Raw genomic sequence first — 12,839 nt, 5'->3', positions numbered from 1 at the left:
GCGATTCAGTCCGCTTCGTGGCTAATGAACGGAGCCCTCAAAAACATCTGGGTATTTCAACGATGGAGTCAGTTTGAGGGCTAATTCCGTTCCTTAGCCTCTCCGCTAAGTTCGAACTCGAAGGCTGTCCTTAGTGAATTCTTTGATATGAAAATACATTTTCATATCAATTTGTGACTCTACAGGTCATGGATGTTTAGTTCCGTTAATACATTTCAAAGGAGTTTTAACTTTTTTATTGCAATGGAAAACGGGCAGTAAATGAAGTTCCTTCTCCCAGTCTGCTATGAACGGTAATAGTTCCTCCATGTGTCTCCACAATATTTTTCACGATAGCCAGACCCAAACCAGTACCGGATTTTCCCCTGGTTCTTGCTTTGTCCGCTTTATAAAATCTTTCAAATACAAAGGGTATATCATCTTCAGGAATCCCGCTTCCCGTGTCTTCCACTTGGAGATTGAGATAATGTTTATCTGCCCAACTTCGAACAAACACCTTTCCGCCCTCATGGGTATGCCGAATGGCATTGTCAATCAGATTGGTTAATACCTGTTCCAAACGGTCCGCATCAGCCTTGATTAATGGTATAGGTTCTGCAATATCTTTTATCAGAAAAACCTTCTCTTCCTTAGATAAGGCAGTAAATTTTCTCATTACTTTTTCAATCAGATGTACCATATTAACATGGGACAATTCCAATACGGTATTTCCAGCCTCCATCCTGGCCAAATCCAAGAGATCATTAACCAGTCTGCCCATTCGTAATGATTCATCATAAATGATTCGGGCAATTTCTTTTCTTTCCTCTGGAGAGGCGGCTACATCATCAACGATAGCTTCACTATACCCTTGAAGCATAGAAAGGGGAGTGCGCAGCTCATGGGAGACGTTCGCAACGAAATCCTTTCTAAGCTTGTCCAATCTCCTTTCTTCCGTCATATCCCTTAGTACAGCAACAACCCCTCTGATTTGAGCCATATCATACAAGGGAGCCATAACCACTGACCATGTTCTCCCTTGAACTTGAATATCCGTATGCTGTTCCTTTTCTTCCTTATATACCATTTCCAACAATTGAAGGAGGGGTTCTGGCAAATCGATAGCAGCACTCTTATCATGATTTTGAAACTTCCAACTGCGCAAAAATTCCTCAGCCGGAGGATTGGTCACTATGATTTGCCCTTCCTGGTCCACGGTAATGACTCCATCTGCCATACTTCTTAAAATACTGGACAATTGTTCTTTTTCCCTGGATAAGGCATGAATTAGTTCATCAAGATGCTTGGCCATATAATTAAAGGTTGATGCCAGGTCCCCAATCTCATCATCGGAACGTATGGATACCGTAGTGGAGAATTCCCCTCTGGAAATTCTATCCGCCGCTTTTTTCATTTGACGAAGGGGGTTGGTAATTCGTGTAGAAAGAAAGAATGCAAATACAGTGGTTAGAGCAATCCCAATAATTGCCCCATAAATGATCAGTTTTTTCGTTCCTCTGGTGGTTTCTATCAGTTCTTTCAAAGTACGATACATGATGAGTCCACCGGTTACCTCTTTTCCTTTGAAAAGAGGGATCCCCACCACAAGAAGTTCCCTTTTAATTCCCTCTTCAGTTAAAAATATTCCCCGATACACTTGTTTCTCTCCACTTAGTACTCTATTTAAAGAACTGTTTTCAAATAACTGAGACACCTTCACTCGCGGAACCTGATTTACATCATATCCTTCCATCAGAAGACTTTCATCAACGCCAACAACCGCCACCCTTGAACCGAAGGCAGCAGCTAACTCCGTTGCCGTTAAAATAGCATCCCGTTGATTGGGATATTCCTGCAATAGACGAGCCGTCTTTTCAGCCGCCTTCAACAGATTTTGAGATTCTTTTTCAAAATAAAACTGATCCAAAAATTGAACCAATAAGAAACTCAATATTAATAATACCGCCGTAACCAATGCAATGATAGTTATCCATAATTTTCCAACTACACTCTTCCATAACCAGGTCACTCTTTGGGCACCTCTAACTTATATCCAATACCCCAAACGGTTGTGATCATATCAGCTGCTCTAGAGGAGTATTTGTTTAATTTTTCTCTTAAACGCTTAATATGGGTGTCTACCGTTCTCAGATCTCCGAAAAAGTCATAATGCCATACATCCTTTAAAAGTTCTTCCCTTGAGAATACCTTATCTGGCGCTTGTGCTAAATAATAAAGCAATTCATATTCCTTTGGAGTTAAATTCACTTCCTGCCCGCCAACAATCACCCGATGGGCATCATGTTCGATCATCAAATCAGGAAAAACAATAGTATGACTGTTATTCCCTTCAGAAGTAAAAACGTTGGAATGGACAGAACGCCTTAATAGTGCCTTAACCCGATATACTACTTCCCTGGGGCTGAAGGGCTTGATCACATAATCATCAGTTCCCGCTTCAAATCCTTGAACCCGATTGGCTTCCTCTCCTTTTGCTGTTAGCATAATGACAGGAGTTGCTTTATGTTTCCTCAATTGAGTACATACCTCAACACCATCCATTCCTGGCAACATGAGATCTAGAATAATTAAATCATAGTCATTGTTCAAGGCCATATCTAGAGCCTTTTCTCCATCCTCTGCCTCATCAATTTGGTAATTTTCCCTTTCGAGGTACATTCTTAACAGCCTTCGAATGCGATCTTCATCATCCACAACTAGTAATTTGGCTGCTGGATCCACTTTTAAAACCTCCCCCAATACTAATTTCTATCTGCTTATTTTACATGATTTATGACAATTCTGCTATGGATTTCAACATTCTTACCTCTTTTTCCGTTAAATATCTATACTCCCCTCTTGGAACTCCTTCTAGCGTAAGAAATGCAATACGAACACGCTCCAGTTCATGAACAGGATGACCAATTTTTTCACACATTCGTCTGACCTGCCTTTTTCGTCCTTCATGGATTATTAGTTTTAGCCAGGATTCATCTCTGGCAGGAATATACTTAAGAATTTCGGCTTCTGCAGGAAAAGTCATCCCATCTTCCAACGGAACTCCTGAACGTAAAAGATTTAAAGAATCAAGACTTATCTTCCCTTTCACCCGGGCTATATATTCCTTGTCCATCTCATACCGGGGGTGAATCATCCTATAGGCTAGCTCCCCATCATTGGTTAACACTAGAAGCCCCTCCGTATCATAATCCAAACGACCAACGGGATATACACGTTCTTTCAAATGAGGGATAAGATCAGTTACAAGGGGACGATGAAAAGGATCAGACAAACTTGTCAACACTCCCTTAGGCTTATTTAACAAAATGTAAACTTTATTTTCCTTTTGAACAGGCTTGCCGTCAACGGTAATGAAATCATCATCCTTTACTTTGTATCCGAGCTCTTTGACAACTTGTCCATTCACCTTTACCCGTCCATTTATGATCATTTCTTCACACTTTCTTCTGGAGGCAATGCCAGCATGGGCCATCACTTTCTGCAATCTTTCCATAAAAAATTCACCTCGTCATCCATCATACGTTTCTTATATGTTAAAGTCAAAAAACAAGGCTAACGATGATGATGGAGGCAATCATTCCCGCTAAGTCAGCCAACAAACCAACTTTAATCGCATACAACCCTTTCCTGATTCCAACGGCTCCGAAGTATACGGTAAATACATAAAGGGTTGTATCAGTACTTCCCTGCATGGTAGATGCCAATCTCCCCAGAAACGAATCAGGTCCATACGTAGCAATAATATCAGTCATCACTGCCAAAGAACCTGATCCTGTAATCGGCCTGATAATGGCGAGAGGAATTATTTCACTTGGAATTTGAAAAGGGCTTAACATCGGCTCTAATCCCCTAATCAAAACCTCTAAAGCCCCAGATTCCCGAAAAACCTGAATGGCAACCATCATTCCAACCAAGTGGGGAATCATATTAACCGAAGTGCCAAAACCTTCCTTTGCTCCCTCCACGAAGGTTTCATATATAGATACTTTTTTATAGATACCATGGGATAAGATGAGTGCAATAAGCACCGGTATGGCCCATGTGGATATCTGACTAATCAATTGGTACATCATGATCACCCTTATTTTAGATGATTATTTCTAAACCAACGATCGAGAAATATTGCTACAGTTGTCGAGATGAATGTAGCAAAAAGGGTTGTTCCTACAATCTCAACGGCATTTACTGAACCATAGTTTAAACGAATGACTATGACAGTAATCGGAATTAACGTAATGCTTGACGTGTTAAGGGCAAGGAGAGTAATCATCGATGGGGTAGCCATTTGGGGATCAGGATTTAGTTTTTGCAACTCCTGTATCGCTTTAATCCCCATGGGCGTCGCTGCATTTCCCAATCCGAACAAATTAGCAGTTATATTAGAAATAATATATCCAAAGGCAGGATGTCCCTTTGGCACTTGAGGAAATAGCCACCTCACCAAAGGATGCAAAAGTTTTGAAATAAAAGATAAAAGCCCTGAATATTCGGCTATCTTCATCATCCCTAACCAGAATGAAAGAATGCTGATAAAGCCGATGCTAATAGTAACCCCCTGTTTGGCCCCTTCAAAAATAGCCTTATTCGCCCCATCCATGTTTCCAAGAGCCCCTGCAGTAACTAAACCAGCCATAAGCAACAGAAACCAGATGACATTTACCATGATTTATAGTGAAATCAATCCCCTCTTTTTGTTTTTGTACAAGTATATGCGTACATTCTTTAAATAGAAGCAAAAGAGCAGGAACCTAATCAAAAGGGCTCCTGCTCTTTCTCTTTCTTTTGTTCAAGCCTTGAAAACAGCATTTGTTTCTCTATTTCCATTTCTTCTGCCAAATCTAGTTCCTGTGGAAGAGGAGGTAAATCATTCAAACTGCTTAAACCAAAATACTCCAAAAACTCCTTTGTCGTTCCGTACAAAATGGGTCTGCCCATTCCCTCACCTCTTCCCACCTCTTTAACTAACATTTTATGAATCAAGGTATGAAGCGCTTTTTCCGATTTGACACCTCTTATTTCCTCAATCTCCGCTCTTGTAATCGGCTGTCTATATGAGATAATGGCTAATGTTTCGAGGGCAGCCTGAGAGAGGGTAGAATGGGAAGGGGAATGAACCAATCGTTCAAAATATGGGGCATGTTCGGGAAGAGTCGTTAACTGAAAAGCATTTGCTGTTTCAACGATCTGTATTCCTCTTCCTTCCCTTTTATAATCCCCTTTCATATCCTGAATAAGATCATAAACGGTATCCTTATCCAATTCCAGGATTTCTGATAAATGTTTCAATTCAATTCCTTCATCTCCAACTGCAAAAAGTAGTCCTTCTATAATTGATTTCACTCTGGTAAAATCCATCGATTTTTTCTCATCTCCCTTAATCAATCCTTTTCTCGACAACATCTTCGAGAATACTTATATGGACTGAACTAAAGAATCTACTAAGGACAGGTTTTAAGTTCGTACTTAGCGTAGGGACTAAAGAACGGAATTAGACCTCAAAATGACTCCATCTTTGAAATACCCAGATGTTTTAAATCTTTGATATGAAAATGAATTTTCATATCAATTTGTGACCCTTTGTGTCATGAATGTTTAGTTCCACTTCTATACAGAGAAGCCTTTCCTTACATTTTACGAATCAATATGATTTCTGAAAATAATCCCTGCTGATGGCATTCTATTTTTCCTTTTTTTATCAACTCCAATACAGCGAGAAAGGTTACAACCACTATCACTTTAGAAATGTTCTGCTGGGGGGTGAGTTGGGAAAAAGATAAAGTAGAGTGCTGCTTTAACAGGTTGAGTATCTCGTTCATCCGATCTTTTATAGAAATTTCATCTCTCTCGATATGAACCATCTTAGGGCCATGATCTGCTCTCTTTAATGCATCTGATAAAGCTTTAAGTAAATCATATAAAGTAACATTTCCAACGGGATTTTCCTCCTCAACGGTAACAAAGGATTGTAAATTCATGGGAGGTCGGGTAAACAATTGACTTCTTGTCAATTCCTTTTCCCTTAAGCTTTCAGCTGCTTCTTTATATTTTCGATATTCGATCAATCTTTTTATTAATTCTTCCCTTGTATTAATTTCATCGTCTTCTATATCAAAACTGGGCTGAAAGGAGTATTGTACATTTTTGGGAAGAAGCATTTTACTTTTAATTGAAAGAAGGGTCGCTGCCATGACAATAAATTCACTGGCCACTTCCAACTGTAATTCCTGCATCGTATGCAAATAGCTTAGATACTGTTCGGTAATTTCGGCGATGGATATATTATAGATGTCTACTTCAGCTTTATCGATAAGGTGAAGCAGCAGATCTAAGGGCCCCTCAAAGGCATCAATTTTTATCAGATAACTCACTCAACTCTCACCTAATCCTCAATGAATTGATTAAAAAATCCTTCTCAAAAGAGAATTATAGCATACCTTCCCAAAAACAAAACCACTCCCTAAGCATTTATTCGAATTTCCTGAAAGACTAAAAAACCCACTGATGTTCAGTGAGTTTAATTTACACTCTATTTACATTAAATTCACATTTATTGGGATGTGTCCTTTTGCCAAAACCTGATTTTTTGATCAAAAGTAATGGCATACACTAGGAAAAAATTAATTACCCAAATTGTAAAAATATCAAATGTATTGTTAAACGCAATGGAGGAATATCCATTCCATTTCATCACGATGAAAGACTGTATCACAAGCAACACAAAACCGGCGATCAAGGAAAATCCGATTTTGAACATTTCGACCACTCCATTCTCATATATAAAAATATCCATTTCCCCCATTCTACAACTTTTCAGAATATTAATCAAATATTTTTTTTCAAAACATTTAACTCGCAGTTTTCTTGTTATAAGACCATTTATCCTTAATTTTGTCACAATTATTTTTCATCCAAAAATATCTGTAATACATGGTATAATGTGATAAAAATATCCTGGAGGGAATGTAATATGTTCAAAGTAATTGCAACACAAAATGCTCCTCAAGCTATCGGGCCTTATTCGCAAGCTGTCCAATTTGGGAATTTTCTTTTTCTTTCAGGACAAATTCCTATTGATCCTGAGACAAACCACGTTGTGGGTCAGGATATCATTGTCCAAACCCGGCAGGTTCTATCCAATATCAAAGCTGTTTTGGAAGAGGCAGGAGTTACCCCTGAACATATTGTAAAAACAACAATTTTTATCAAAGATATGAATACTTTTTCTCAAGTAAATGAAGTATATGCTGAATTTATGGGCAAACATCGTCCGGCTCGTTCCACTGTAGAGGTTGCGCGATTGCCTAAAGATGTGTTGATTGAAATTGAAGCGATTGCCTATATTGATTCATCCAAAAACGAATGATCACGGATTTTAGTACTTTCTTCGTCTTAAAAAAGGGAGGTCCCTGAACTAAAAAAGTGGAACCAAACCAACATAACCTTTCGGGTCATGCAGTTTTAGTTCCACTCCTATAGTTCAACTAAAAACTTTTGTTTAAATTGGCCATTTCAATGGCGGTAAGTCCTGCTTCCCATCCCTTATTACCGGATTTCGTCCCCGCCCTTTCCACAGCCTGTTCTATGGTATCAGTTGTTAATACACCAAATATGACAGGAATTCCTGTCTGAAGAGATACTTGAGCCACCCCTTTAGACACCTCAGAGGATACATAATCAAAATGAGGAGTTGCTCCTCTTATGACTGCACCGAGGGTAATAATAGCGTCATATTTATGGGTTTCCGCCATTTTTTTTGCAACAAAGGGGATTTCAAAAGAACCGGGTACCCAAGCTATATCAATATCTTCTTCTTTCACTCCGTGCCTTATTAACGCGTCCTCAGCTCCGGCGAGAAGACGGCTGGAAATAAAGTCATTAAAGCGTCCAACCACAATTCCAATTTTTAATCCTGTTGCCACCAAATGTCCTTCAAATATCTTTTTCAATTTTAACTCTCTCCTCTATCATGATTTATTTAACTTTATGACAATAAATGTCCCAGCTTTACTTTTTTTGTATCTAAATACTTTTGGTTTGATTTATTTGAGGGAATTTGAATAGGAACCCTCTCAACAATTTCAAGGCCATATCCTTCAAGTCCCCGTATTTTTCGCGGGTTATTCGTTAATAGCCGTATTTTCTGAATACGCAGATCCTTTAATATTTGTGCCCCGATTCCATAATCCCTTAAATCAGGAGGAAATCCTAATTTTTCATTTGCTTCCACAGTGTCCAAACCTTTCTCCTGTAAAGCATACGCTCTTAGTTTATTCATTAATCCGATTCCTCTGCCTTCTTGCCTCATATAAAGGAGAACCCCTGATCCAGCCTCTTCAATTTGTCGCAGTGCTGCTTCCAACTGAGGCCCACAATCGCAACGACAGGAGCCAAAAACATCCCCGGTCAAACACTCAGAATGGACTCGAACCAAAGCCGGGATATCCGGGTCAATATTTCCTTTTACCAAAGCAATATGTTCTTTATCATCCACAAGGTTTGAGAAGGCGATGGCCTGAAACTCACCATATTGAGTAGGAAGCTTCACTGAAACTTCCCTTCGGACCAATTTCTCTTTTCGGTTTCGATACTTGATTAAATCAGCTATGGTAATCATTTTTAAATCATGTTTGTCTGCTATTTTTCTTAATTCCGGAACTCGGGCCATCGTACCATCTTCATTCATAATTTCACAAATGACGCCAGCCGGACTGGCACCGCACATCCTCGCCAAATCAACTGCCGCTTCAGTGTGTCCAGCTCTTCTTAAGACCCCTCCATTTTTGGCTATCAATGGAAAAATATGTCCCGGTCTCCTGAAATCAGCAGCCTTAGAATTGGGATCAATCAAAGCTCTGATCGTCCTGGACCGTTCTGAGGCAGAAATTCCCGTGGTTGTATCTTTATAATCAACAGAAACCGTAAATGCTGTTTCATGGGCATCTGTGTTTCTCTCCACCATAGGAGACAATGAAAGCAGTTTAGCCCGTTCTTCGGTGACAGGAACACATACCAATCCCCTGCCATGAGTAATCATAAAATTAATCACTTCAGGGGTAGCTTTTTCCGCCAAGGCCACAAAATCCCCCTCATTCTCTCGATCCTCATCATCTACCACAATGATGATCTTCCCCTGCATCAATTCATAAATGGCTTCTTCTATTGAATCAAAGAACATTTCTTTTTACTCCTCCCTTAAGCAAACCCGTTTTTTCTCAGCCATTCCATGTTTAACGGAGAAGAAGACCCATCGGATCCCTCATTCTTCTCATCCTTCGTCTGTAAGAAATGGTAGAGATATTTCCCCAGCAAATCACACTCGATATTGACAACATCTCCAATTTTTCTTTTTCCCAAAGTTGTCTCTTTTAAAGTATGGGGAATGATGGAGATCGTAAAGGCCTCTTTCAATAATTGGACGATGGTTAGGCTGATTCCGTCAACCGCCACCGACCCTTTAGGAATCATATATTTTAATAACTCCTCCGAAACCTTTATGGTAAATAGAACCGCATTTTCATAGGGAGTGATTTGTTGAATGGTTCCCATTCCGTCCACGTGTCCAGAAACAAAATGTCCTCCAAATCTCCCGTCAAATAACATGGCTCTCTCCAAATTAACGGGGGAACCAATGGTTAACTGATTTAAATTGGTTTTATCAACTGTTTCTGGCATGACATCAAACAAACAGGTCCCATACCCAAAATGGGTTACCGTTAAGCAGGTCCCGTTGACTGATATACTATCCCCCAATTTTAACCCTTCCATAATTTTTTTAGCCTCGATGGCAAGCTGAATGGTCTTCCCCTTCTTTTGTATCCCTTTAACCAACCCTACTTCTTCAATAATTCCTGTAAACATCGCTTCCTCCATCCCCTATGTCATCATGTTTTATACTTCGGATAGCCCATAATTCTGATATCCCCGGCAAACTCATCGATTTGAATTCTTTCGATCGGGACTGCTTCAGACATCAAACTAAAACCGGCACCCCCAATAAATGGTCTAGCATTGGCTCCCCCAATAATTTTGGGAGCAATATAGAGAACCAATTTATTTATCAATTTTTCTTCCAAAAAAGAACCATTGATCTCACTTCCTCCTTCAACGAGAAGTGAAGTAATCCCTTGACTTCCCATTACCTCTAAAGCATGATGAATATTAATCTTTTCACCATTCCCGGTTAAATATAACTTTACCCCCTTCTCTTCCAATTGTTCTCGCTTTTCTATGGGGGATTTTACCGAGGTAAAAATCCAGGTATCCGCTTCGTGATCCGTCACCACATGGGATTCCAGCGGAATTCGTAAAGTGGAATCTAAAATGATACGAATGGGATTTTTCCCTCCCTCCGGCAGTCTCGTAGTCAGTTTAGGGTTATCGTGTATGATTGTACCTACCCCGACCAGAATCGCATCCACCTCATTTCTGAGGGAATGTACATCCATTCTGGCTTCCTTTCCCGTAATCCATCGAGAGTTTCCAGAGTAACTGGCTATTTTCCCGTCCAAGGTAACTGCACCTTTTAAAATAACAAAGGGTCTTTTATGGACAATATAATGGTTAAAGACTTCATTCAACTGATTACATCTATCCTCCAAAATGCCGCAGACAACTTCAATTCCTCTCTCTTTCAGCCGGGCTATCCCTTTTCCCGAGACCAAAGGATTGGGATCCTTGGCTCCGATAACCACTTTCCTTATTCCGGATTGTATAATTTTTTCCGTACATGGTGGAGTCCTTCCAGTGTGGTTGCAGGGTTCCAGGGTAACATACAAGGTACTGCCAAACGCTTTTTCTCCCGCCATTTGAATGGCGTGAACTTCAGCATGTGGGGTGCCTGCTTTGAGATGGGCACCCATCCCCGCAATTTCTCCATTTGAAACCACCACGGCTCCAACTAGAGGATTTGGTGAGGTTTGTCCCTTTCCAGCCTCGGCAAGTTTTAATGCCAATGACATATAGGTTTCATGGTTCATCTTTCATCACTTCCGAATAATTTTTATCCGTGACTCAATATTGGAGTCCTCGAAAACATCTTGATAATTCGAAGATATAGTCAGCTTGAGGGCACTCAAAAACTGAAAAAAGCCCCGAAGATCGGGGCTAAAAAAGCAAGAAGCATCTAGAGGATACTTTGTGCAAAATTGAACATATGCACCTTACTAACAACGGTGTTACAAAAATGCACAAAGATCCCCTATTTCTTCCTTCTCCCATCCAGACTGTAACTGTCGGCCTCGGATTTTCACCGAATCCACCGCCAATGGCGGGTCACGGGCTTACCATCGCATAAAATGGATCACCGCCGGTAGGGACTTTCACCCTGCCCCGAAGGAATAAATTGTTGGGTTATGTTTAACTAAAGTATATCTAAACATAAAACGTTTGTCTACTTTTGCAAAATTAAGATTTAGCATTTATCACCTTATTACATAATTCCCGATATTGGGCAGTCCTATCATTTTGAATCAGGTCATCATAGCTTTCTCTTTCTACAACTAGCGCTGCTTTCCCATCCTTTACAAACACAACGGCAGCTCTTGGAATCCGATTATAATTGTTGGCCATCGTATATCCATAAGCTCCTGTACAGGATACCGCTAACAAATCACCGGATTTTATTTCAGGAAGATCAATATCCCATATCAGCATATCTCCGCTTTCACAACATTTACCCGCAATGGAGACTGTTTCTGTCGGATTTTCTAATGCACGATTGGCTAATATGGCCTCATAATTTGCCTGATATAACGCAGGTCTCAAATTATCCGTCATACCCCCATCGACAGCAACATATTTACGAATTCCGGGAATGTTTTTTGTAGAGCCGATTGTATAGATGGTGGTTCCCGCATCTCCCACAATACTTCTTCCAGGCTCAATCCAAATTTCCGGCAGTTGATAGCTCTTCTCCTGACATATTTTGCGTACCGTATCCGTTATTGCTTTTACATATTCACCGACAGGCAGCGGATCATCCCCTTCCACGTATCGTATACCATAGCCACCGCCTAAATTTAATACGGAAATTTCTTTATTTAATTCTTCCCTTAATTGGTCTAAGAATTGATATATCTTTTCCACAGCTAAAATGAAGCCAGTGGTTTCAAAAATTTGTGATCCGATATGACAATGAAGTCCAAGAAAATGGAGATTTTCCATACTAATAGCCTGTTTCACAGCATCAAACGCCTGACCATTGCTGAGGTCAAATCCAAATTTGGAATCAGCCTTTCCGGTTTGTATATACTCATGGGTATGGGCTTCCACACCAGGGGTAATCCTTAACAGAATAGAAACCACAGTCCCCTTTTCCCTTGCCAAGTGATTTAAAAGCTGCAACTCATAAAAATTATCGACTACAAAGCAGCCAATTTCAGCATCTAATGCCAATTCGATTTCTTCAATGGTTTTGTTATTTCCATGAAAATGGATCCTTGATGCAGGGAATCCAGCCTTAAGAGCTGTATATAATTCCCCTCCAGACACGACATCCAATGACATCCCTTCTTCTTCTGCCAATTGACACATTGCGATAGTACAAAATGCCTTGCTCGCGTAAGCGACCTGGAAAGAAAATCCACTTTCCTTAAAAGCATTCACAAATGAACGAATTTTTTCCCTTATCATCGTTTCATCATATACGTAAAGGGGAGTACCGAATTCTTTTGCCAATTCAAGGGTATCACAGCCCCCAATTTCCAAATGCCCTTTTTCATTGATGCGACTTGTACCATGCAAATACATTTTTATCCTCCTCTACATATCCCATCGTGACGATTCATTATCTTCTTAGATATATTAGTATTTTTCTACTTCGCTGCTACACCCATATTCAC

14 protein-coding genes and 1 riboswitch are annotated in these 12,839 nt (G+C 40.0%); of the genes, 1 reads left to right on the top strand and 13 read right to left on the bottom strand.

From position 1 onward, the window contains the following. Positions 1–235: 235 nt before the first annotated feature. From L1765_RS05770 to L1765_RS05735, 8 genes are all read right to left on the bottom strand, one after another. Positions 236–2,008, bottom strand: a complete 1,773-nt coding sequence (locus tag L1765_RS05770) for a HAMP domain-containing sensor histidine kinase (RefSeq protein WP_236405695.1) — start codon at positions 2,006–2,008, stop codon at positions 236–238. Further along, a complete protein-coding gene (locus L1765_RS05765; RefSeq protein WP_236405694.1) occupies positions 2,005–2,721 on the bottom strand; it encodes a response regulator transcription factor in 717 nt (238 codons plus the stop codon). The genes L1765_RS05770 and L1765_RS05765 overlap by 4 nt, the downstream gene beginning before the upstream one ends. Before the next feature lie 49 nt (positions 2,722–2,770). Beyond that, positions 2,771–3,493, bottom strand: coding sequence for a pseudouridine synthase (locus L1765_RS05760; RefSeq protein WP_236405693.1), 723 nt, complete (start codon positions 3,491–3,493; stop codon positions 2,771–2,773). Between the two features lie 46 nt (positions 3,494–3,539). Continuing rightward, a complete protein-coding gene (locus L1765_RS05755) occupies positions 3,540–4,070 on the bottom strand; it encodes a spore maturation protein (RefSeq protein ID WP_236405692.1) in 531 nt (176 codons plus the stop codon). Between the two features lie 11 nt (positions 4,071–4,081). Continuing rightward, positions 4,082–4,663 (bottom strand): nucleoside recognition domain-containing protein, encoded by a 582-nt coding sequence (locus L1765_RS05750; protein WP_236405691.1) that lies wholly within the window; start codon positions 4,661–4,663, stop codon positions 4,082–4,084. 89 nt (positions 4,664–4,752) lie between these two features. Then, a complete protein-coding gene (scpB, locus tag L1765_RS05745; protein WP_236405690.1) occupies positions 4,753–5,355 on the bottom strand; it encodes an SMC-Scp complex subunit ScpB in 603 nt (200 codons plus the stop codon). Between the two features lie 269 nt (positions 5,356–5,624). Next, the gene (locus L1765_RS05740; RefSeq protein ID WP_236405689.1) at positions 5,625–6,368 is read right to left on the bottom strand and encodes a segregation and condensation protein A; all 744 of its coding nucleotides are present in this window, start codon (positions 6,366–6,368) and stop codon (positions 5,625–5,627) included. 179 nt (positions 6,369–6,547) lie between these two features. Then, a complete protein-coding gene (locus L1765_RS05735; RefSeq protein ID WP_236405688.1) occupies positions 6,548–6,754 on the bottom strand; it encodes a hypothetical protein in 207 nt (68 codons plus the stop codon). Between the two features lie 213 nt (positions 6,755–6,967). On the opposite strand from L1765_RS05735, the gene L1765_RS05730 reads away from it, so the two are divergent. Further along, a complete protein-coding gene (locus tag L1765_RS05730; protein ID WP_236405687.1) occupies positions 6,968–7,363 on the top strand; it encodes a RidA family protein in 396 nt (131 codons plus the stop codon). 118 nt (positions 7,364–7,481) lie between these two features. Here L1765_RS05730 and ribH read toward each other — a convergent pair whose 3' ends face one another. From ribH to lysA, 5 genes are all read right to left on the bottom strand, one after another. Next, entirely contained in the window at positions 7,482–7,946 is a 465-nt protein-coding gene (ribH, locus tag L1765_RS05725) for a 6,7-dimethyl-8-ribityllumazine synthase (protein WP_236405686.1), read from the bottom strand. A gap of 35 nt (positions 7,947–7,981) precedes the next feature. Further along, positions 7,982–9,175 (bottom strand): bifunctional 3,4-dihydroxy-2-butanone-4-phosphate synthase/GTP cyclohydrolase II, encoded by a 1,194-nt coding sequence (locus L1765_RS05720; protein WP_236405685.1) that lies wholly within the window; start codon positions 9,173–9,175, stop codon positions 7,982–7,984. A 17-nt stretch (positions 9,176–9,192) separates the two neighbouring features. After that, positions 9,193–9,858 carry a riboflavin synthase gene (gene ribE / locus L1765_RS05715; protein ID WP_236405684.1) on the bottom strand — a complete coding sequence of 222 codons (666 nt, stop codon included), beginning with the start codon at positions 9,856–9,858 and terminating at the stop codon, positions 9,193–9,195. A gap of 23 nt (positions 9,859–9,881) precedes the next feature. Beyond that, positions 9,882–10,976: a bifunctional diaminohydroxyphosphoribosylaminopyrimidine deaminase/5-amino-6-(5-phosphoribosylamino)uracil reductase RibD gene (ribD, locus tag L1765_RS05710; RefSeq protein WP_236405683.1), complete on the bottom strand. Its 1,095-nt coding sequence runs from the start codon at positions 10,974–10,976 to the stop codon at positions 9,882–9,884. A 225-nt stretch (positions 10,977–11,201) separates the two neighbouring features. Then, positions 11,202–11,340, bottom strand: a riboswitch (FMN riboswitch). A gap of 63 nt (positions 11,341–11,403) precedes the next feature. Beyond that, a complete protein-coding gene (lysA, locus tag L1765_RS05705) occupies positions 11,404–12,747 on the bottom strand; it encodes a diaminopimelate decarboxylase (protein ID WP_236405682.1) in 1,344 nt (447 codons plus the stop codon). Positions 12,748–12,839 lie beyond the last annotated feature (92 nt).

Origin of the sequence: Microaerobacter geothermalis, from assembly GCF_021608135.1 — a bacterium.
In the GTDB taxonomy this organism is placed as follows: domain Bacteria; phylum Bacillota; class Bacilli; order DSM-22679; family DSM-22679; genus Microaerobacter; species Microaerobacter geothermalis.
The sequence above is the reverse complement of the archived record's forward strand: the minus strand, read 5'-3'. Positions and strand labels throughout refer to the sequence as shown.

What these genes read in the sequence shown, in the direction of transcription:
- ribE (WP_236405684.1), bottom strand. Translation starts at nt 9,858, where the DNA reads ATGTTTACAGGAATTATTGAAGAAGTAGGGTTGGTTAAAGGGATACAA.
- L1765_RS05750 (WP_236405691.1), bottom strand. Translation starts at nt 4,663, where the DNA reads ATGGTAAATGTCATCTGGTTTCTGTTGCTTATGGCTGGTTTAGTTACT.
- L1765_RS05760 (WP_236405693.1), bottom strand. Translation starts at nt 3,493, where the DNA reads ATGGAAAGATTGCAGAAAGTGATGGCCCATGCTGGCATTGCCTCCAGA.
- lysA (WP_236405682.1), bottom strand. Translation starts at nt 12,747, where the DNA reads ATGTATTTGCATGGTACAAGTCGCATCAATGAAAAAGGGCATTTGGAA.
- L1765_RS05720 (WP_236405685.1), bottom strand. Translation starts at nt 9,175, where the DNA reads ATGTTCTTTGATTCAATAGAAGAAGCCATTTATGAATTGATGCAGGGG.
- scpB (WP_236405690.1), bottom strand. Translation starts at nt 5,355, where the DNA reads ATGGATTTTACCAGAGTGAAATCAATTATAGAAGGACTACTTTTTGCA.
- L1765_RS05730 (WP_236405687.1), top strand. Translation starts at nt 6,968, where the DNA reads ATGTTCAAAGTAATTGCAACACAAAATGCTCCTCAAGCTATCGGGCCT.
- ribD (WP_236405683.1), bottom strand. Translation starts at nt 10,976, where the DNA reads ATGAACCATGAAACCTATATGTCATTGGCATTAAAACTTGCCGAGGCT.
- L1765_RS05735 (WP_236405688.1), bottom strand. Translation starts at nt 6,754, where the DNA reads ATGTTCAAAATCGGATTTTCCTTGATCGCCGGTTTTGTGTTGCTTGTG.
- L1765_RS05755 (WP_236405692.1), bottom strand. Translation starts at nt 4,070, where the DNA reads ATGTACCAATTGATTAGTCAGATATCCACATGGGCCATACCGGTGCTT.